A 19,872-nucleotide genomic window follows, 5' to 3' on the forward strand; every position below is an offset into this window, starting at 1 on the left:
GACCACTCCCCCGCCCACCACCCCGCCGCCGACCGGCACCACGCCGGTGGCGATCAACGGCCAGCTCCAGGTGTGCGGCGTCAACCTCTGCAACCAGTACGGGCGGCCGATCCAGCTGCGCGGCATGAGCACGCACGGGTTGCAGTGGTTCGCCAACTGCTACACCGACGCCTCGCTCGACGTGCTCGCGAACGAGTGGCGGTCCGACCTGCTGCGCATCTCCATGTACGTGCAGGAGCAGGGCTACGAGACCAACCCGGCCGGCTTCACCAACCAGGTGAACACGCTCGTGGACAAGGCCGAGGCCCGGGGCATGTACGCGCTCATCGACTTCCACACGCTGACGCCCGGTGACCCGATGTACAACCTGGACCGGGCGAAGACGTTCTTCGCCAACGTGTCCGCGCGCAACGCCGCCAAGAAGAACGTGATCTACGAGATCACCAACGAGCCCAACGGGGTGAGCTGGTCGACCATCCGCAACTACGCCGAGCAGGTCATCCCGGTGATCCGGGCCAACGACCCGGACGCGGTGGTCATCGTCGGCACCCGGGGCTGGTCCTCGCTGGGTGTCTCCGAGGGCGGCAACTCCGACGAGATCGTGAACAACCCGGTGCGGGCGCAGAACATCATGTACACGTTCCACTTCTACGCCGCGTCGCACAAGGACAACTACCGCAACGAGGTGCAGCGGGCGGCGAGCCGGCTCCCGCTGTTCGTCACCGAGTTCGGCACTGTCACCTACACCGGTGACGGCGCTGTCGACACCGCCAGCAGCAACGCCTGGCTCGACCTGCTCGACCGGTTGAAGATCAGCTACGCGAACTGGACGCTCTCCGACGCCCCCGAGGGCTCGGCGGTGCTCCGGCCGGGCACCTGCGCGTCCGGCTCGTTCGGCGGGACGTCGGTGCTCACCGAGTCCGGCGCGTTCATGCGCGAGCGCATCCGTACCGCCGACAACTTCCCCACCTCCTGACCGGGCGGCCGGCGGCGATCCTTTCCCCTTCGGGTCGCCGCCGGTCAGCCCTCCACCAGCCCGGCCCGGCGCCACAGCGCCAGGCCCGGCCCGGCGACCAGGCCCAGTTCGGTCAGGTGGTCGGCGATCCGCTGCGCGGACCAGCGCAGCGTGGCCCGCCAGTGCGGGTTGGCCCGCGCCGCGGCCCGGCCGGCCGCCGGGTCGATCCCGACCGCCGCGTACGCCCGCGGGTGCACCAGGCGCCGCGTGATCGAGTACGCGGCCCGGCCGATCACCAGCCGCGAGTACGCGAGCGCGACCGGCCCGGCGGCCTCGACCTGCCGGGTCAGCTCGTCGCGGGCGAAGCGCACGTGCCGGGCCTCCTCCACCACGTGGATGCGCGACACCATCCGGATCAGCGGCTGCAACGACTCGTCGGCCATGATCTCGCGCTGGAACGAGTCGAGGATCTCCTCGGCGATCAGGATGGCCGCGTACATCTGCGGGCCGGTCGCCGTGGACTTGAGCCAGCGCCCGAGCAGGTGGTCGAACGGCTCGGCCCGGTAGACCGGCGCGCCGGCGGCCTCGATGAGCCGGCCGAACATGATGGAGTGCCGGCACTCGTCGGCGACCTCGGTGAGCGCGTACTGGGCGTGCCGGCTGGTCGGGTCGGCGTCGTAGTAGTGCCGGATCAGCATCTGCATGAGGATCGTCTCGAACCAGATCCCGGCGCTGGCCGCGCTGGCGACCTCGTGCTTGGTCAGCTCGACCCGCTGGTCCTCGGTCATGGCGTCCCACAGGGGAGTGCCGTAGAGGCTGCTGCGCGTGGGCGGCAGCCAGTACGCGCCGGGCACCGGTGGCGCCGACCAGTCGATGTCGACCACCGGGTCGTAGCTGGTGCGTACCGAGGCGGAGAGCAGGCGGTCGGCGACCGCCTCGCGCGGGAATCCGGCCATGACCCCTCCATATTGACGTAACTTCGAGTAACTGTTACGAGTGGTAGCATGCGACGGACCACCACCGATGTCAATGGCCCCGACACTCCCCCGGAGCCGGCCGCACCCCGTTCCGGCGGGCGGCGCGACCGCTGGGCCGACCACCGCGAACAGCGGCGGCAGGAACTGATCGCCGCCGCCGTGCAGGCACTGCTGCAGCACGGCCCGAGCGTCGACATGGACCAGGTCGCCGCCACCGCCGGGGTCAGCAAGCCGGTGCTCTACCGCTACTTCGCCGACAAGGCGCAACTCTGGCTGGCGGTCAGCGAGGTGGTCGCGGAGCGCGTGGTCGCCGCCATCGCCCCAGCCGTGGAGCAGGTACGCGAGGAACGCGCGCTGGTCGAGGCGACCATCGACGCGTACCTGAGCGTGGTGGAGTACGAGCCGTCGCTGTACCGGTTCCTCGTGCACGAGTCCGGGCATCCCGGCATCCAGCAGGTGGTGACAGGCACCAGCCGCCAGGTCGCGACCGGGCTGGCCCGGGTCATCGGCGACCGGCTGCGCGCGCTCGGCCTCGACGCCGGCCCGGCCGAGCCGTGGGCGTACGGGCTGGTCGGGTTCGTGCAGGCGGTCGGCGACTGGTGGACCACGCACGGGCAGCCGATCCACCGGGCCGCGCTCACCGAATACCTGACCACGCTGCTGTGGAGCGGCATCGAGGGGGTCCGCCGGGGCGCGGACCTGCCACCGGAGCTGACCCGCGCGCACGAACGGATCGACAGGTGACCTGGGAGGGCACGGCCCAGATCGCCGGCACCACGGTCCGGCTGCACGGCGGCGGGCGGTTCGAGCCGGTCGACGGCCGCTACCACTGGGCCGGACGGGTCGAGCCGGAACCGCGCCTGGTCCGGCTGCTGCGCTCCGGCCGCCGCGACGTGGAGGTCCGGATCGGCGAACGGGTCGCCCGGGCCCGGCTGGCCGAGGTGGACCCGTGGGGCGGCGTCCGCATCACCGGTGTCGGCACGCCACCCTGGCCGCCGGACGACGAGTGATCCGCGCCGTACCGTGAAGGGATGACGTCTCCCGCCACCGTGCTGCTGGTCTTCGGCCGTGGGGTGGTGGCCGGGGACGACGGCTACCGGCTCACCGCGGAGAGCGTGGCGCGCACCGAGGCCGCGGTGGCCTACGTCCGCGCGCACGCCGAGGCGTTCCGCCGCGCGCCGGACGCCCGGGTGGTGTTCACCGGCGGCTGGCCGCACGGCCCGGCCGGCGCGCCCGGCCCGCCCGCCGGATACCGGGAGGCGGAGCTGATGCGGGCGCTGGCGCGCGAGGCGGGACTCGACGCGTACGCCTCGTCGGCGGCCGAGACCCGCTCCCGCACCACTGTGCAGAACCTGGCGCACACCGTCCAGGACGGGCTGCTCGACGCGGCGGAGTTCACCGCGCAGCGCCCGCTCGGGCTGGTCTCCCACCCGTGGCACCTGCCCCGCGTCCGGCTGCTCGCCGCGCGCGTGCTCGGCCTGTCCGGCCCGGCGCTGGCCGACGTGCCGGTGACCGCGCCCGACCCGGTGCCCGTCCGGCGGGAGCGGGCCGCCCGGGCGTTCAGCCGGATCGGCTTCCTCGGTGTGCGTACCCCGGAGGCGTCGCTGCGCCGCGAGCGCGCGCTGGCCCGCGCCGCCGACCGGATCGGACGCCTCACGCCCCGGCGGTGATTCACCGGGGCAGGCCCGGGGTACGAGCGTCCTCGATCGACCCGGCGGGCCGTGCCGGCGGGCGAGTCCACCCGGGAGGTTCCGTGATCGTGCTCGTGCCGGTGTACCGACCGGGTGACCGTCTGCCGCCGCTGGTCGGCGACCTGCGGGACGCACTGCCCGGGGCGGACGTGCTCGTCGTCGACGACGGCAGCGGCCCGGCCGCTGCCGGGGTGCTGGACGCGGCCCGCGCCCGGGGCGCGACCGTGCTGCGCCGCCGGGTCAACCGGGGCAAGGGCGTGGTGCTGCGCACCGGCTTCCGGTACGCCTCGACGCACCACCCGGGACGCGACGTGATCTGTGTGGACGCCGACGGCCAGCACTGTGTGCCCGACGTGTGCGCCGTGACGGACCGGATGCGCGCCACCGGAGCGCCGACGCTCGGCGTACGCGGGTTCGACGGCGAGGTCCCGGCGCGCAGCCGGTTCGGCAACGCGGCGACCCGGGTGGCGTTCCGCCTGGCGACCGGCCGGGACGTGCGCGACACCCAGACCGGGCTGCGCGCCTACCCGGCCGCGCTGCTCGGCTGGCTCACCACGGTCCCCGGTGACCGCTTCGAGTACGAGATGACGGTGCTGCTGCGGCTGGTCCGCGCCGGGCTGCCGGTCGAGCAGGTGGAGATCGCCACCCGCTACCACGGCGACAACTCGGGCTCGCACTTCTCCGCGCTCGCCGACTCGGTACGGATCTACCGGCCGCTGGCCGCCTCCGCGCTCGCCCGCCTGACCGGGCGCGCCGAGGTGGACGACGTGCCGGCCGCCGCCGTCACGACGTCGCGTCCCACACCTGCGTCTCGGACTCCCTGAGCGGGTCGCGCGGCGACGACGGGCTCAGCCCTGCCGGGCCTTCTGCCGCCGGTCGGCCTTGTTGAGGACGAACAGCCTGCCCCGGCGCCGGACCACTATCGAATCGGCCTTGCGCTTGAGCCCGCGCAGGGAGCTTCGGACCTTCATATCCGCTCCTTCGGTTCCCGCCGGTGTCCGTCCGGCACGGGTACCCGCCGGGGCGGCGCCCATGCCCGGCGGGGTGGCGGCGTCACCGTGTCCGGGACGCCGCCACCCGCCGTGCGAGCGGGGACGGATCAGGCGGTCGTGCAGGTGCTCCCGTTGAGCGCGAACGAGGCGGGCCTACCGGTGTTGCCGGTGTGGGTGGCCTGGAAGCCGATGTCCACCGAACCGCCCGATGGGATCGACGCGTTGTAGGACACGTTGCGGGCCGTCACCGCTCCGCTGGACGGGCTGTACGTGGCGTTCCAGCCTCCGGTGATCGTCTGACCGCCCGGCAGCGTGAACGCGAGGTTCCAGCCGTCGATCGCCGTGGTGGACGTGTTGGTGATGGTCACCGCGGCGGTCAGGCCGTTGTTCCAGGCGTTCACCACGTACCCGACCCGGCAGGCCCCCGACGGCGGCGGCGTGGTGGAGTCCAGGCCGAAGAAACGGATCGCCTGCGCCGCGTCCACCGGCAGGTTGTGCGAGACGCCCTGCATGCTGATCGCCTCGACGGTCGCGGTGCCGCCGGTGCCGCCGTAGCGGGTACGCGTGTAGCCGGCCTGCGGACTGTCCGTGTACGCGGGCGTCTGGCCCAGCCCGTTCACGTTCGTCCACTGGTCGATCTGCTCGCCGAAGTTCGGGTAGCGCAGCGTCTCGTCGTTGGTGCCGTGCCAGATCTGCATCCGCGGACGCGGGCCGGTGTAACCCGGGTACGCGTTGCGCACCAGGTCACCCCACTGCTGCGGGGTCTTCAGCACCTGGCCGTTGGCGCACTCGCTGTTCCACTCCGAGCCGTTGGTGGTGGCGAAGCAGCCGAACGGCACACCGGCGAACGCGGCGCCGGCCCGGAACACGTCCGGGTAGTCGCCGAGCAGCACGTTCGTCATCATCGCGCCGGACGAGGTGCCGGTGGTGAAGATCCGCTGCGAGTCGACCGGGTAGCGCTGCCGCACGTGGTCCACCATCGACTTGATGCCCACCGGGTCGCTGCCGCCGTCGCGGCGCAGCGCCTGCGGCGAGGAGACGTCGAAGCACTTGCTGCTACGGGTCACCGACGGGTAGACCACGATGTAGCCGTACCGGTCGGCGAGCGACGCGAACTGGGTGCCGGAGTACATGGCCGGGCCGCTGCCGGTGCAGTAGTGGTTCACCACTAGCAGCCCGGGACGGGCCGCGACGGTGTCCGGGACGTACAGGTACATGCGCAGGTTGCTCGGGTTGGCGCCGAAGTTCGTCACCTCGGTCAGCGCGGCGGCCGAGGCCGGCCCCGGGACGGCGAGCGCCGCCCCGACGGCGAGCCCGGCGGCGGCCAGCGCCGCGCCGAGCAGCCGGAGTCCGCTCCTTTTGGACAGCATGCTGTTCTCCTCGGTGGTGGGAACGCCGCGTGTCGCGGCGTTCTCGCCGGCGAGGCGCCTGCGACGGGCGGCCCGGACCCTCGGAGACGAGATAGACAGTCGCGGATCGATGCGACTCGAATCGGAGTCTAGGCCCCCACCGGCGGGCCGACAACCGCGGCGGCCACCCGGCGGGCGCGGTCGGCGTGGGTGAGCACGTCCACGCTGTCCACGTACTGGTCCACAGCGCCCACCGGCGGGCGGTCGCGCAGCTCCGGGTCGGTGATGGCGGCACGCAGCGTCTCGACGAACCGGCAGGCGTGCAGCACCAGGAACGGCCGATCGTGGAACGGCCGGGCGGCCGGGTCCACCGGCGGCGCCGGCGCGGCGTCGTTGGTCCAGCCGGCCACCGTCTCCAGCGCCCGGACCAGGCCGGGCTCGCGGGCCGCCCAGTCACCCGGGCCGAGCGCGGCGGCGAGCCCGTCCACCACCGGCGCCGCGTCCGGCAGCGTCGCGAAGACCGTGCCGAGCCATTTCGCGTACGGGGGCCAGCGGCGGTGCAGCAGCAGGCCGAGGCGCATCAGATCCCGGGCCAGACCGGCGACCACGACCCGGCTGCCCAGGTCGTCGCCGACCTCGGCGCACCGGCCGGCCAGGTGCTCGGCCTGCGCGACCCGCTGCCACCCGGAGGCGAGCACGTACCGCCACACGTCGTCCGGATACCAGGCGAGCCGGGCCCGGACGCCGGTGAGCGCGCCGTCGAGCCCGTCGTGGAACACCGCTCCCCCGGTCAGCTCGGCCAGCCGCTGCGTCGGCGTCGCCAGCCAGTCCGCCGCCGTCAGTCCGGCGCGCGGGTCGGCGCCGAGCCGCTCCCGCAGCCATCCCCCGAGTTCGTCCACCGTGACGCCGTGCCGGTCGCCGTCGGCGCGGACCGTGCCCAGCCGCGCCGACGGCCCGCCCGCGTACCGGGTCGGCCAGCCGAGGAACCGCGCCGGCAACTCCGCGTCCAGCACCGCCCGTACCGGGGAGACGTCGTGCGCGTTCCCCACGAAGACCTGGGTACGCGGACCCCAGTCGTGGTCGGTGGAACGGGGCGTGTCGAGGCCGAGTCTCTCGGAGCCGCCGTCGAGCAGCCCGGCGGAGTACGGCAGGCCGGGCAGCCGCCGCGCCAGCAGCGGACCCACCACCTCGTCGTGGAACCGGCGGGCCAGGATCAGGCCGGGTACGAAGCTCACCCCGCCAGTCTGCGCATCGGACGCCCGTCGCGCGGCCCGGCTTCCGGTCCGGCGATCGCCTCCCCCATCCCGTCACAGGGCTGTGGAAGGCTTGTCCGCGTGGCACACCGACAGCCGATCCTCCTGATCGACTCCCCCAGCCTCTACTTCCGCGCCTACTTCGGCATCCCCGAGTCCGCCGCGAAGACCGGCGACGGCCAGCCGGTGAACGCCGTGCGCGGCTTCCTCGACATGCTCGCCCAGCTCGTGCGCACCCGCCGGCCCGACCGCATGATCTGCGCGTTCGACCACGACTGGCGGCCGGCGTGGCGGGTGGAGCTGCTGCCGTCGTACAAGGCGCACCGGGTCGCGCCCGAGGGCGGCGAGGTCGTGCCGGACACGCTGTCCCCGCAGGTGCCGATGATCCTGGAGGTGCTGGACGCGCTCGGCATCCCCGCCGTGGGCGCCACCGGCTACGAGGCCGACGACGTGCTCGGCACGCTCGCGGTGACCCAGCCGGGCCCGGTCGAGGTGGTCTCCGGAGACCGCGATCTGTTCCAGCTCGTCGACGACGCGCACCCGGTGCGCCTGCTCTACGTCGGCCGGGGCGTGGCCAAGCTGGACGACTGCGACGACGCGGCGGTCCGCACCCGCTACGGCGTGCCGGCCGACCGGTACGCCGACTTCGCGGCGCTGCGCGGCGACCCCAGCGACGGGCTGCCCGGCGTCGCCGGCGTCGGCGAGAAGACGGCCGCCCGGCTGATCGACCGCTACGGCGGGCTGGACGGCATCCTGGCCGCGCTGGACGACCCCCGTTCCGGTTTCGCGCCGGGGCTGCGGGCCAAGCTCGACGCCGCCCGCGACTACCTGGCCGTGGCGCCGAAGGTGGTCCGGGTCGCCACCGACGTGCCGCTGCCCGAGCTGGACCCGGCACTGCCGACGTCTCCCGCCGACCCGGACCGGCTGCTGGAGCTGGCGCAGCGCTGGAACCTGGCCGGCTCGTGCCGCCGCCTGGTCGACGCGCTGGCGGGCGACCGATCGTGATCAGTTGATCACGAGGGGCGGTCGGTGCTCCGGCGGGTCGGGAACTGGGCGCCGGGCTGCGCCAGCGTCGAGCGGGCGCGCAGGCCGACCGGGTCCGGCGCGGGCTCGGCGGCGGCGTACGGCGCCTCGTCGAGCCGCGAGCTGACGTACGCGGCCCCGGCCCGGTCGTCGTCCGACGGCGCGGCGAGCAGCGCGTAGACGAGCCCGACCACGCCGAAGACCACTGCCAGCACGATCGGCACCAGCAGACCGCTCACCTCGGTGCCGGATGCCGGGCCGCGGCTCTCGTGCAGGTGCACCGACAGCGCGCTCATGCCGGTGAAGTGCATTCCGTTGACCGCGATGCCCATGACCAGCGCCGAGGCGGCGATGGCGAGCGCGCGCCGGACGGTCATCACCAGCCAGAGCGCCACGGTGGCGGCCACGATCGCGATGACCACCGACAGCGTCACCCGCAGCGGGTCGTAGCCGAGTGAGCCGTCCAGGCGCATGGCGGCCATGCCGGTGTAGTGCATGGCGGCCACCCCGGCGCCGGTGAAGAACCCGCCGGCGAGCAGCCGGGGCGCGGCGAGCCGGCCGGTGCCCACGATCGCCAGCCCGATGCCGACCGACGCCACCGCGATCGCCGTGCTGGCGGCCGTCAGCGGCACGTCGTAGCGGATCCGGGTGCCGCCGACGGCGAAGCCGAGCATCGCCATGAAGTGCATGGCCCAGATGGCTGTGCCGCCCAGCGCCCACGCGGCGAGCAGGCCCCACCAGGCGCGCTGACCGGCACTGGTGGCGGTCCGGATCCGCCCGGCGCAGACCAGCCCGAGCGCCGAGCCGAGCACGGACAACGCGTAGCTGAGCGCGGGTGTGATCCACCCGTACTCAAAGTGATTGATCTCGCCCACGACGCCCTTCCCTCACCATCGGCCGAGCGCGACCCACGGCGCCCCGGGCAATGATGGGATAGGCCCTGACCAGGGCGCACATCGACCCCCCGACAATTCGTGGGGTGGCAGCGCCGTGACGCAGCGGTGCGTCGGTTTCCGGAAACCGATGACCGAAAGTGACCGTTAGGCGGAGGCGTGGTAGGCCAGCACGCCCCGGTTGACCGCCGCGATGGCCTGCCGGGCGGTGCCGCGCAGCTCGGCCGAGGCGCCACCCGAGTCGGCGACCTGCCCGAGCAGGTCGACCACCTGGCGCGCCCAGCGGACGAAGTCGCCCGCCGGCATCTCCCCGTCGATCTGGTGGCCGCTGGCCAGCACCTTCGCCAGCGCCTCGCCGCGCGCCCACCGGTAGATCGGCCAGGCGAAGCCGAGATCCGGCTCCCGGGTCACGGCCAGGCCGCGCGCCGCCTCGTCCGCCTCGATGTCGCCCCACAGCTTGAGCGTCTCGTCGACCGCGTCGGCCACCGCGCCGCGCGGCAGCGACGCCCGCTCGTCGACGTCCCGCCGGGCCTCGAAGACCACCACCGACACGGCGGCGGCCAGCTCGGCCGGGGACAGGCCGTCCCACACCCGGCGGCGCAGGCACTCGGCCACCAGCAGGTCCGCCTCGGTCCAGATCCGGGCCAGCATCCGCCCGGCGTCGGTGACCTCGCCGTCGGCGGCCAGGTAGCCGCGTGCCGTCAGCAACGCGACGATCCGGTCGAAGGTACGGGCCAGCGAGCCGGTCCGCCCGGACACCCGCTGACGCAGCTCCTCGGTGTCGCGTTCCAGCCGGCGCCGCCGCTCCGCCCAGCGGGCGTGCTCCTCCCGGTCCGGGCAGGCGTGACACGGGTGCGCGCGCAGCTCCACGCGGAGCTGGCTGAGCCGGTGGTCCTCGCCCACCGCCTGACGGGACCGGCCGCCCCGGCGGCCGCCGTGCCGGTCCAGGCCGGTGCCGCTGACCGCGGCGGCCAGATCCCGCCGGGCCGCGGGCGAGCGGTGGTTGAAGTGCTTCGGCACCCGGATGCGGGTGAGCACCTCGGCCGGGGTGGTGAAGTCACCGGGGGTGACCCGCCCGGCCCAGCGGTCCTGGGTGAGGACCAGCGGCCGGGGCTCGCCGAACCCGCCGGTGGCCGGGTCCAGCACCACCGCCAGGCCGGCCCGCCGCCCGGACGGCACCCGGATCACGTCACCGACCCGCAGCCGCTCCAGCGAGGCGACGGCCGCCGCCTTGCGCTGGGTCTGCCCCTGCCGGGCGATGGCCCGTTCCCGGTCGGCGATGGCCACCCGCAGCGCGAAGTACTCGTCGAAGTCGCCGTGGTGGCAGGCGGCCTCCACGCCGTACGCGTCGATGGTCTCGGTGTTGCGCTGCACCTGCCGGGCCAGGCCGACCACCGACCGGTCGGCCTGGAACTGCGCGAACGAGGACTCCAGGAGCTCCCGGGCCGGTGCCGCGCCGACGCTGCCGACCAGGTTGACGGCCATGTTGTACGACGGCCGGAAGCTGGAACGCAGCGGGTAGGTGCGGGTGGAGGCGAGCCCGGCGACGTGCCGGGGGTCGGTCTCCGGCGACCAGACGACCACCGCGTGGCCCTCCACGTCGATGCCCCGGCGACCGGCCCGGCCGGTGAGCTGGGTGTACTCGCCGGGGGTGAGGTCGACGTGGGCCTCTCCGTTGAACTTCACCAGACGCTCCAGCACCACGCAGCGGGCCGGCATGTTGATGCCCAGCGCGAGCGTCTCGGTGGCGAAGACGGCCTTGACCAGCCCGCGGACGAACAGCTCCTCGACGACCTCCTTGAACGCCGGGAGCATGCCGGCGTGGTGCGCGGCCAGGCCGCGCTCCAGGCCGTCGAGCCACTCCCAGTAGCCGAGCACCGACAGGTCCTCGCCGGGGATGGCGGTGACCCGCGACTCGACCACCCGGCGGATCTCGGCGCGTTCGTCAGGGGAGGTCAGGCGCAGCCCGGCGGCGAGGCACTGCTGCACGGCGGCGTCGCAGCCGGCCCGGCTGAAGATGAACAGGATGGCCGGGAGCAGCCCCTCCCGGTCGAGCCGGTCGACGATGTCCGGGCGCATCGGGCCCCGCCAGCGAGGGCCGCGCCGCCCGCCCCCGGGGCCGGCGCTGCGGCCCTCGCCCAGCTCCAGGCGGCGCATCGTGTCGCGGGTGTAGCGCAGCAGCTCGGGGTGCACGTCGTGCTTGCGGGCCGCGTCGGCGTCGTGGAACAGGTCGAACATCCGCTTGCCGACGAGCATGTGCTGCCACAGCGGCACCGGCCGGTGCTCGGAGACCACCACGGCGGTCTCTCCGCGTACGGTGACCAGCCAGTCGGCGAACTCCTCGGCGTTGGAGACGGTGGCCGACAGCGACACGAGCGTGACCGACTCGGGCAGGTGGATGATCACCTCTTCCCAGACCCCGCCGCGGAACCGGTCGGCCAGGTAGTGGACCTCGTCCATCACCACGTACGCCAGGCCTTCGAGGGTGGCCGAGCCGGCGTAGAGCATGTTGCGCAGCACCTCGGTGGTCATCACCACCACCGGCGCGTCGCCGTTGATCGCGTTGTCGCCGGTGAGCAGGCCGACCTGCTCGGCGCCGTAGCGGTCCACCAGGTCGTGGTACTTCTGGTTGGACAGCGCCTTGATCGGCGTGGTGTAGAAGCACTTGCGCCGGGTCGCGGGGGCGTCGCCCCCGGGCCGGCCCCGCAGCGCCAGGTGCACCGCGAACTCACCCACCACGGTCTTGCCGGCGCCGGTGGGCGCGCAGACGAGCACGCCGCTGCCCCGCTCCAGCGCCTCGCACGCCTCGCGCTGGAAGTCGTCGAGATCGAACCCGAGATCCAGGGAGAATTCGTCCAGGGCCGGGAAGGCGGAGGCCTGCGCGGCCCGGCGGCGCGCCGCGGCGTACCGCTCGGCGGGGCTCGACATGGATCCAAGATTAATCGGTGCCGCCGAGGAGCACCGGTCAAGGCCATCCGGCAGGACGGTCGGAGCGGTCGGTAGGGTGCACGACGTGCCGGACCGTACCGAACTGCCCCACGCCTCGAGCGGCGCCGACGACGCCGTCCGCCCGGGCCCGTCCCGCCGGCCCGTGGAGGCGGTGCTCTTCGACTTCCACGGCACCCTCGCCCAGGTGGAGGAGCCGCTGGCCTGGGTGCTCGCCGCCGCGGCCGCCTGCGGCGTCGAGTTGGACCGCATCCGGGCCACGTCGCTGGCCGACCGGCTGCTCACCGCCGGGCGTGCCGGTGGCCCGCTGCCGGCACGGGTGCCGCCCCGGCTGGCCGAGCTGTGGGCCGACCGGGATCTCTACCCGCACGCGCACCGGGGCGCGTACACCGGGCTGGCCGAGACCGTGGACACCGGCATCGACGGGTTCGCCGACGCGCTCTACGAGCGGGTGCTGGTGCCCGAGGGCTGGGTGCCGTACCCGGACACCGCTCCGGTGCTGGGTGCCCTGCGCTCCGCCGGGGTGAAGGTGGCGGTGGTCAGCAACATCGGTTTCGACCTGCGGCCGCTGTTCGCCGCCTGGGACCTCGACGCGCTCGTCGACGCGTACGCGCTGTCGTACGAGGTGGGGCGCTGCAAGCCGGACCCGGGCATCTTCCTGCGGGCCTGCGGGATGCTCGGCGTGGACCCGGAGCGCACGCTCATGGTCGGCGACACGCCGGCCGACGCGGGCGCGGTGGCGGCCGGGTGCGGGGTGCTGGTGCTGCCGTGCGCCGACGCCGGCCGCCCCAACGGGCTCGGCGCGGTGCTGGACCTGGCCGGGGCCGGCTGAGCGCTCGGCCCACCAGCGGCGCGAACGCGTCGCGGCGCACCGGCTACCGTCAGGGGCATGACCGGTGTCCACCCCTTGCCGCCGCGTGCGCCGGGACGGCTCGGCGGGGTCGCGCTGGTACTCGGCGGGGCGCTGTCGGTGCAGTTCGGCTCCGCGCTCGCCGCGCTGCTGTTCCCGCGTACCGGGGTGGCCGGGGCGGTGACGCTGCGGCTGACCATCGGCGCGCTGCTGATGCTCGTGTTCTGCCGCCCGCGGGTACGCGGGTACGGGCACCGCGACTGGGCCGCGGTGCTGGCGTTCGGGCTGGCCCTGGCCGCCATGAACTCGATCTTCTACCAGGCGATCGAGCGGATCCCGCTCGGCCCGGCCGTCACGCTGGAGGTGCTCGGCCCGCTGGCGCTGTCCGTGATCGCCGCGCGCCGGGTCGCCGCCTGGTGCTGGGCCGCGCTGGCGCTGGCCGGGGTGGTCCTGCTCGGTCAGGGCGGGTTCGACCGGCTCGACCCGGCCGGCGCCGCGCTGGCGCTGACGGCGGGCGCCATGTGGGCCGCGTACATCGTCTGCTCGGCGCGGACCGGCGCACGGTTCCCCGGCGCCGACGGGCTGGCCCTCGCCCTGACCGTCGCCGCGCTGCTCACCCTGCCGTTCGGGCTGGCCGACGCGGGCGGCCGCCTGGCCGATCCGGTGGTGCTGGGGCTCGGTACCGGGCTGGCGCTGCTCGCCTCGGTGCTGCCGTACAGCCTGGAACTGGCCGCGCTGCGGCGGCTGCCGACCGCGACGTTCGCGGTGATGATGAGTCTCGGTCCGGCGATCGCCGCGGTGGCCGGCTGGCTGGTGCTCGGGCAGGCGCTGCGCCCGGTCGAGGTGCTCGCCATCGCGCTCGTGGTCGCCGCGAGCGCCGGCGCGGTCCGCGCCGCCGCCCCGCCCGCCGCACCTGCGCCTTCCGCACCGCCGGCCGTTCCCGACCCGCCGGCCGTTCCCGACCCGCCGGGTGTCGCGGAACCGGCGGCGGTCAGCGCAGCAGCCGCAGCGCGGCCGGCACGGCGGTGACGGTCACCGGCAGGTCGAAGGCGCGCTCCCCGTCGGCGTACGTGGTGATGCCCTCGGCGGACAGCTCCACCGTCCGCGCCCGGTAGACGCGCGCCAGCGGGTGCGTGACGTGGGTGCCCCGGTAGATCTGCGGCTTGACCCGCATCAGCGTGCGCCGGTCGAAGCGCCCGCCGACCACCACGTCCAGCAGGCCGTCGTGCGGGTCGGCGTCCGGGCAGATCCGCATGCCGCCGCCGTAGCTGGCCGTGTTGCCCACGGCGACCAGCACCGCGTCCACCTCCTGCGCCACCCCGTCGAGGACCAGCCGGTAGCGGCGTGGCCGCAGCCGGGCCAGCTCCACCACTATCGCCAGGTCGTACCGGCGGGGGCCGCGCGGCCAGCGCATCCGGTTGGCGCGTTCGTTGACGATCGCGTCGAAGCCGGCCGCGAGCACCGCGCCGAACCAGCGGTCCGCCTCCCCGGGCCGGGACAGCCGCGCCAGGTCGACCGGGCGGGCGCGGCCGGCGGCGAGCGCGGCGGTGATCACCTCGGCGGCGGCCGTCGGGTCGGCCGGGAAGCCGGTCTCCACCGCGAAGTCGTTGCCGGTGCCCGCCGGGACCGGCCCGAACGGCACGGCCGTGCCCGCGACCGCCTGCATCGCCCGGTGCACGGTGCCGTCGCCGCCCACCGCGACGAGCGCCCCGGCGCCGCCGGCGACCGCGGCGTGGCACGCCGCCTCCGCCTCCTCGGGGGTACGCGCGCGCAGCAGTTCGACCGGGCGGCCCGCTCCGGCGAGGCGCTCCAGGATCCCGGGCAGCAGACCGCGGTGCCGCCCCCGGCCCGCGGTCGGGTTGGCGAGCACGGCGACGGGGCCGGACGGGACATGATCGTGCGCGGTCACGGCGAGCACCGTACGGCACGGCTCACGCCGCCCACCAGAGGCGGGTCACGCAGCGAGCATCCGGCGCACGCCGACGGCGCCCGGCAGGGGTGCCGGGCGCCGTGGCGGGGTGGTTCAGGGCAGGTCGATCGGACGCAGCACCCGGTCCACCGCGTGCGCGATCTGCTTGTTGCCCCTGTTGATGTCGTACCGCACCACCTTCGCGTTGCGGTCGCTGGTGTCGGCGTCGACCAGGCGCACCTCGCGGCCGTACCAGCAGCGCTTCACGTCCACCTCGACGGTGGCGCCGAGCGCGGTGGTCAGGTCCGCGCCGTCGGCCTTCAGCGCCGCCTTCCGGTCGATCGTCGCGCCGGGCACGACGTGGTAGAGCAGGACGTCCTCCACGGTGTCCGCGCCCAGGCCGGCGACCGCGTCGAACGCGGCCTTCTCACCGGGCAGCTTCCTCGCGGCGGTGATGTCCCGCACCAGCTCGCGGAACGCGTAGTCGTTCGGCACGAACGCGGTCAGCGCGACGGTGCCGTCGGTGAGCACCTTCACCGGCGAGTCCGGCTTGGCCTGCAACACCGTCAGGACCGCCTTCGTGAGGACGTCGAAGTCCCGCGAGTTGCGGTCGAAGCCGCTCTTGTCGGCGGTGAGCACGGCGGCCAGCGACCGCGTACCCGGCTGCTTGGCGCCGGCCTGGGCGGGCACGGCGACGGCGGTGGTGGCCACCGCCGCGGCGGTGGCGCCCACTGCCAGCCGGGCGGCGAGACGAGCGATGTTCATCGGGGAGCCTTTCGTCGAAGCGACCAGGTCCGTGACTGTCGTCACGACCATTGCTTCGCCCGGACCGTCCCCGGTGGATGCACCCGGATCGACCGACTTCGGATCGACGCCTATCGGACCGCCAGCCGCTTGCTCACCGACGGCACGCCGTCGCCTTTGACCTTCAGCGACCAGTCCCCCGCCGCGCCCAGCGTCACCACCGTCTCGGCGGTGCCGTTGGCCTCGGCCTTCATCTCGGCGACCCGCTTGCCCTCGGGGTTGAGCACGTACAGCGTCCGGGCCCCGGCGGTCTTGTTCGTCACCTTGAACGCGAGCTTCTCCCCCGGCTCGGCGATCAGGGCGTCCACGCCGCTCATCGCGTCGTCGGTCAGCTCGATCGTCACCGACCGGTCGTAGGCCACCTCGGCCGCGGCGCTGGCGAGGTTGCCGTCGTCGGAGACGGTGATCCGGGTCCGCACACCGTCGCCCTGCCGGCCGGGTTTGCAGGCCACCTCGTACGTGCCGGTCTGCAGGGCGGCGCGCAGGTCGCCGGTGCGGCCCGCCGGCACGTCCGCGACCTCGGCGATCACCTTGGTGAAGGCGTCGCCCTCCCGGCCGTAGACGTAGACCCCGGTGGCCTGCTGACCCCGGTTGGTCACGGTGAAGGTGACGGTGCCCGGGGTGAACAGCGTGGTGGTGACCTCGCAGCTGGTGTCGGTGGCGGTCACCGGCACCTGCTGGCCTTTCGGCGCGGGCTCGTCGTCACCGCAGGCGGTGAGCGCGGTGGCCGCGCAGAGGACGGTCAGGACGGCGGCGGTACGGCTCTTCATCGGGTTCTCCGGAGCGCAGGTCAGACGGGCTGACCGGAACGGGGCGCCGACGCACCCCGGCACACCGCCCGGGGGGCTCGGCGGAGTCAGCAGAGTCTAAGCGCGTACGGCGTCCCGGCAAGGCCCGAGGGCGACCGAAGTCCGGCCCCGGCCGGCGGTGGTCCGCGCGCCGGGCATGATGGCGGCATGCGGCTGGTCTCCCTGCTCCCCTCCGCCACCGAGATCGTGTACGCGCTGGGTCTCGGCGACGATCTGGTCGGCGTCACCTTCGAATGCGAGGTGCCCGCGTCGTACCGGGCCGGCACCGCAGTGGTCGTGGGCGGCCGGGACACCCGCGGGATGAGCCCCGGCGAGATCGACGCCTACGTCAAGGGGCAGCTCGCGGCCGGGGCCGACCTCTACACGCTGCATGCCGGGGCGCTGGCCGGGCTGGACCCGGACCTGATCCTCACCCAGGATCTGTGCCGTGTCTGCGCGCTGCCCTCGGGCCGGGTCGCCGACGCCGTGGACCACCTCGGGTGCCGGGCGGAGGTGCTCTCGCTCGACCCGTACACCCTGGACGACGTGCTGGAGTCGATCCGCGCGGTGGGCGCGGCGGCCCGGGTGCCCGACCGTGCCGAGGCCCTGGTCGACGGCCTGCGCGCCCGGCGCGCGGCGGTCGGCGCGGCGGTGGCCGGCCGGCCCCGGCGGCGGGTCGCCGTCGTCGAGTGGGTGGACCCGCCGTTCGGCGCCGGGCACTGGATCCCGGATCTCGTGGACGTCGCCGGCGGCACGCCGGTGGCCACCCACCCGGGGGCCCGGTCCACGCCGACGACCTGGGCGGACCTGCGCGCCGCCGGCCCGGAGGTGGTGCTCGTCGCACCGTGCGGCTTCCACCTGGACGGTGCCGCTGACCAAGCGGCAGCATCGGCCGTCGGGCCTTCCCGGGACCCGGAGGTGCAGGCGTTGGACGCGGACGGTCTGATCGTGCGGGCCGGGCCCACCTGGTCGACGGCGCCGAGGCGATCTCCGCGATCCTGCACCCCGACATCGTCCCCGGCCCCACCGGGGATCGCCGTCCTGTTCCTCTTCTATACCGACTGCGGCCGCGCCATATGGAAGGCATCGACTACTTTTGTTTTAGAGCATGAATCATGCAGAAACCAGGAACTCGCGATTTAGGTCAGACATCTGCGACCTAGCCTCTTATCCTGCCAACGAGGCCACCCCGTTAGGCATTTATCCAGAGACTGCAGATCGAGTAAGAGCCAAAATCGCCGCATGTTTGGAACTGGATGATGGGGTTGGAGGTAGTACCCACGGTCCGCTCGCCACATCCCGAGGCGGACCCGTTACCGTCACCAACGAGCCCTCCCCCACCGTTTTTCAGCCTGTATCCGGTGTAGAAGCCATGGCCGTCAGCTTGCGAATCGCAGGCCTTTGCAACAGTATGGCTCTTTAAGATCGAGCCAGTACCGCACGCGAAGATTCCGCCAGTTCCACACGCAAACGGACCTGTATTGCTCGTATCGTGAGCCGATGCGGGCGAAACCGCGGCCAGAACAAGTGTCGCTGCACTGGCAGCGACCAGAGCAGCTCGACTTCCATTCCGTTTTGACAGAATCATTATTCCTCCCGTTCCCGTGCAAGGAAAATAACCTACCACGGCAACATCGACCAACTCAAGACCCTAAATTTTCCTAGCTCAATTTCGGACGGTGTCCCTATGGGTTTCGTCGAGCCGCGATCGGTGTGGCTGGGCGTGGGATATAGAGGACCTTGCCGTACAGGACGTCGTATCGGCGTCGCGCGAGACAGATGAGGGCGGCGTTGTGGCGTTTGCCTTCGGATCGTTTGCGGTCAGGCCCTGCTCACGGGATTGGCGAGAGCAGCGAAGGCCGCGAGGAGAACGCACACTGAGGTTCTTACTGCCTCCTCGGGGTGGGTGCTCGCCGCGGATACTGCTGCCGGATCGTCGGGTGACCGGGGCGGGGCCGGCGTAGGCGGCGAGGTGACCGGGGGTGGCGAAGGCGGCGCCGTTGCCGACTTCGAGCAGGATCCGGGCGGCGGTCCTGACGCCGATGCCGGGCATCGAGGTCAGGACCGGGGCAAGAGGGTGTGAATCGAGCACCTCTCGACCTCGGCGGTGGTCTGGTCGCGTTGGCGTAGAACCTCGCGGAGGCTGTCGGCCAGGCGGGACAGGATCGTCTCTGCGGCCTGGGTGCCGGGAACGGCGACAGTATGCTTATCGAGGGTAGTCATGATCTGCTCGACGAGCCGCTCACCCATGCGGGGCGCCTGGACGGCGGCGATCGAGAGCAGCTTGCGGCGGCCGGCCTTACCCAGTCCAACCGGGCCGCGGCAGCGGGACAGCAACTCCGGCACCGCCTTGTGGTGCACCTTCGGGCCGAGGACTCGCTCCAGAGCGGGATGGATCTGCGTCAGCAGGCCCCGAATGCGATTCGACACCCGGGTGGCTTCGCCGGCGAGGTCGTCGTCGGACCCGACCAAGACCTCCAGTTCGGCCAGAGTTTCGTCGCCGCTGTCGACCCGGCGCAGCGTATGCAGCAGGGTGCGGGCGGCGTAAGCGATGAGGTAGGCGTCGCGGACGTCAGTCTTCGCCGCACGGGGGTGCAGGTCCGCGATGCGTCGCAGGCCAGGCCGGGTAGGTAGGCCACCTGATGACCGCACGCTCTGGCCACCGCGGCCGGCAAGGCGCCTATCGAGGCCGGTTGGTTGACCACCACCACCAAGACCCGGCCGTGGCGGGCGAGTTTGTCGAACAGCTGGGACTCCCGGGGTGCCGGACCTCCGTAATCGGCAACGCCGCGTCGTGCAGCCGCTTGCCGTTCGGGGCCGACCCGACCGCGTGATGATCACTCTTACCGACGTCCAAGCCCAGGTAAACGCCGTATCCCTCGTTAACCGAACCGCCTCCACGCACCGCATCGTGGCCCTCGGCCGCAGTCAGGGCGCCGGACTGCCGGCAGCCACGTTACGAAGAGACCTACCCACCACGGGTGACCTTGTCCCTATCAGCGGTCCGCCGACGCCACTCGACCCGGCGACAACACCCCCGGATCATCAACGACAGGGGCAGGAAGTCAGACCGGGCCGGGCGACCGAAGAGTTCCCGGCTGGGGACGATCAAGAAGGTAACGGCGTAATAGAGAGACTCTGAGTGCAGGGGACGTAGCGTGGATCAAGGCGGCGTTGGGTGAAGGCGGGTGAAGTGAGCGGGGTCAGGTCATGTCGTCGTAGTGGCGTTCGATCGGCGTCGGGGCGGCGATCGGGGCCGGGGCCTCGACCGGGGCGGACGCCTCGATCCGGGCGCCGGTCGGCACCGGCTCGTTCGACCAGCCAGCGCGTGGCCAGGACGACCTCCCGGCGCTGGTCGGCGAGGCGGAGCTGGGTCAGGGTCAGGTCCTCGAAGTCCGCGCTCCGGGAACATCCTGATCGCACCGGACGAGCGGTACCTGTG

At 73.3% G+C, this 19,872-nt stretch carries 18 protein-coding genes and 1 pseudogene; 9 read left to right on the forward strand and 10 right to left on the reverse strand.

What is annotated here, in order from left to right:
- The coding region (locus ABD52_RS28205) for a glycoside hydrolase family 5 protein (RefSeq protein ID WP_047893778.1) at window positions 1-976 on the forward strand (976 nt) is incomplete at its 5' end.
- A 44-nt stretch (window positions 977-1,020) separates the two neighbouring features.
- Here the strand turns inward: ABD52_RS28205 and ABD52_RS28210 are convergent.
- Window positions 1,021-1,911 carry a diiron oxygenase gene (locus tag ABD52_RS28210; RefSeq protein ID WP_047893779.1) on the reverse strand — a complete coding sequence of 297 codons (891 nt, stop codon included), beginning with the start codon at window positions 1,909-1,911 and terminating at the stop codon, window positions 1,021-1,023.
- Between the two features lie 48 nt (window positions 1,912-1,959).
- On the opposite strand from ABD52_RS28210, the gene ABD52_RS28215 reads away from it, so the two are divergent.
- From ABD52_RS28215 to ABD52_RS28230, 4 genes are all read left to right on the forward strand, one after another.
- Window positions 1,960-2,676: a TetR family transcriptional regulator gene (locus tag ABD52_RS28215; RefSeq protein WP_013476934.1), complete on the forward strand. Its 717-nt coding sequence runs from the start codon at window positions 1,960-1,962 to the stop codon at window positions 2,674-2,676.
- Window positions 2,673-2,942 (forward strand): DUF4873 domain-containing protein, encoded by a 270-nt coding sequence (locus ABD52_RS28220; protein ID WP_013286134.1) that lies wholly within the window; start codon window positions 2,673-2,675, stop codon window positions 2,940-2,942. The genes ABD52_RS28215 and ABD52_RS28220 overlap by 4 nt, the downstream gene beginning before the upstream one ends.
- Before the next feature lie 21 nt (window positions 2,943-2,963).
- Window positions 2,964-3,602, forward strand: coding sequence for a YdcF family protein (locus ABD52_RS28225; RefSeq protein WP_013286133.1), 639 nt, complete (start codon window positions 2,964-2,966; stop codon window positions 3,600-3,602).
- Between the two features lie 83 nt (window positions 3,603-3,685).
- Complete coding sequence (locus ABD52_RS28230) at window positions 3,686-4,447, forward strand: glycosyltransferase family 2 protein (protein WP_047893780.1); 762 nt, start codon at window positions 3,686-3,688, stop codon at window positions 4,445-4,447.
- Between the two features lie 24 nt (window positions 4,448-4,471).
- Here the strand turns inward: ABD52_RS28230 and ABD52_RS28235 are convergent, their stop codons facing one another.
- The 3 genes from ABD52_RS28235 to ABD52_RS28245 all read right to left on the reverse strand — a co-directional run bounded on the left by ABD52_RS28235 (window position 4,472) and on the right by ABD52_RS28245 (window position 7,199).
- Window positions 4,472-4,594 carry a 50S ribosomal protein L36 gene (locus ABD52_RS28235; RefSeq protein ID WP_013286131.1) on the reverse strand — a complete coding sequence of 41 codons (123 nt, stop codon included), beginning with the start codon at window positions 4,592-4,594 and terminating at the stop codon, window positions 4,472-4,474.
- A gap of 128 nt (window positions 4,595-4,722) precedes the next feature.
- Window positions 4,723-5,985 (reverse strand): PHB depolymerase family esterase, encoded by a 1,263-nt coding sequence (locus ABD52_RS28240; protein ID WP_047893781.1) that lies wholly within the window; start codon window positions 5,983-5,985, stop codon window positions 4,723-4,725.
- Between the two features lie 128 nt (window positions 5,986-6,113).
- Complete coding sequence (locus ABD52_RS28245) at window positions 6,114-7,199, reverse strand: DUF4037 domain-containing protein (protein WP_047893782.1); 1,086 nt, start codon at window positions 7,197-7,199, stop codon at window positions 6,114-6,116.
- A gap of 99 nt (window positions 7,200-7,298) precedes the next feature.
- Here ABD52_RS28245 and ABD52_RS28250 point away from each other — a divergent pair, with 99 nt between their 5' ends.
- Window positions 7,299-8,222: a 5'-3' exonuclease gene (locus tag ABD52_RS28250; RefSeq protein WP_013286128.1), complete on the forward strand. Its 924-nt coding sequence runs from the start codon at window positions 7,299-7,301 to the stop codon at window positions 8,220-8,222.
- 8 nt (window positions 8,223-8,230) lie between these two features.
- Here the strand turns inward: ABD52_RS28250 and ABD52_RS28255 are convergent, their stop codons facing one another.
- Both ABD52_RS28255 and ABD52_RS28260 read right to left on the reverse strand, forming a co-directional pair.
- Window positions 8,231-9,115 (reverse strand): MHYT domain-containing protein, encoded by an 885-nt coding sequence (locus tag ABD52_RS28255; RefSeq protein ID WP_047893783.1) that lies wholly within the window; start codon window positions 9,113-9,115, stop codon window positions 8,231-8,233.
- Between the two features lie 165 nt (window positions 9,116-9,280).
- Window positions 9,281-12,061 carry an RNA helicase gene (locus ABD52_RS28260; protein WP_013286126.1) on the reverse strand — a complete coding sequence of 927 codons (2,781 nt, stop codon included), beginning with the start codon at window positions 12,059-12,061 and terminating at the stop codon, window positions 9,281-9,283.
- Window positions 12,062-12,164: 103 nt separating this feature from the next.
- On the opposite strand from ABD52_RS28260, the gene ABD52_RS28265 reads away from it, so the two are divergent.
- Window positions 12,165-12,911 (forward strand): HAD family hydrolase, encoded by a 747-nt coding sequence (locus ABD52_RS28265; protein ID WP_085985957.1) that lies wholly within the window; start codon window positions 12,165-12,167, stop codon window positions 12,909-12,911.
- A gap of 57 nt (window positions 12,912-12,968) precedes the next feature.
- Window positions 12,969-13,958 carry a DMT family transporter gene (locus ABD52_RS28270; protein WP_047893784.1) on the forward strand — a complete coding sequence of 330 codons (990 nt, stop codon included), beginning with the start codon at window positions 12,969-12,971 and terminating at the stop codon, window positions 13,956-13,958.
- Here ABD52_RS28270 and ABD52_RS28275 read toward each other — a convergent pair.
- From ABD52_RS28275 to ABD52_RS28285, 3 genes are all read right to left on the reverse strand, one after another.
- Entirely contained in the window at window positions 13,921-14,847 is a 927-nt protein-coding gene (locus tag ABD52_RS28275) for a diacylglycerol kinase (RefSeq protein WP_047893785.1), read from the reverse strand. The genes ABD52_RS28270 and ABD52_RS28275 overlap by 38 nt on opposite strands.
- A 105-nt stretch (window positions 14,848-14,952) precedes the next feature.
- Window positions 14,953-15,603, reverse strand: a complete 651-nt coding sequence (locus tag ABD52_RS28280; protein WP_235437580.1) for a fasciclin domain-containing protein — start codon at window positions 15,601-15,603, stop codon at window positions 14,953-14,955.
- A 110-nt stretch (window positions 15,604-15,713) separates the two neighbouring features.
- Window positions 15,714-16,412, reverse strand: coding sequence for a hypothetical protein (locus tag ABD52_RS28285; RefSeq protein WP_047893787.1), 699 nt, complete (start codon window positions 16,410-16,412; stop codon window positions 15,714-15,716).
- A gap of 186 nt (window positions 16,413-16,598) precedes the next feature.
- On the opposite strand from ABD52_RS28285, the gene ABD52_RS28290 reads away from it, so the two are divergent.
- Entirely contained in the window at window positions 16,599-17,573 is a 975-nt protein-coding gene (locus ABD52_RS28290; RefSeq protein ID WP_235437581.1) for an ABC transporter substrate-binding protein, read from the forward strand.
- 542 nt (window positions 17,574-18,115) lie between these two features.
- Here the strand turns inward: ABD52_RS28290 and ABD52_RS28295 are convergent.
- Window positions 18,116-19,335 (reverse strand): annotated as a pseudogene (locus tag ABD52_RS28295) (IS110 family transposase).
- Between the last annotated feature and the right edge of the window lie 537 nt (window positions 19,336-19,872).

It is taken from the genome of Micromonospora sp. RV43, assembly GCF_001029515.1.
Taxonomy (GTDB): domain Bacteria; phylum Actinomycetota; class Actinomycetes; order Mycobacteriales; family Micromonosporaceae; genus Micromonospora; species Micromonospora aurantiaca.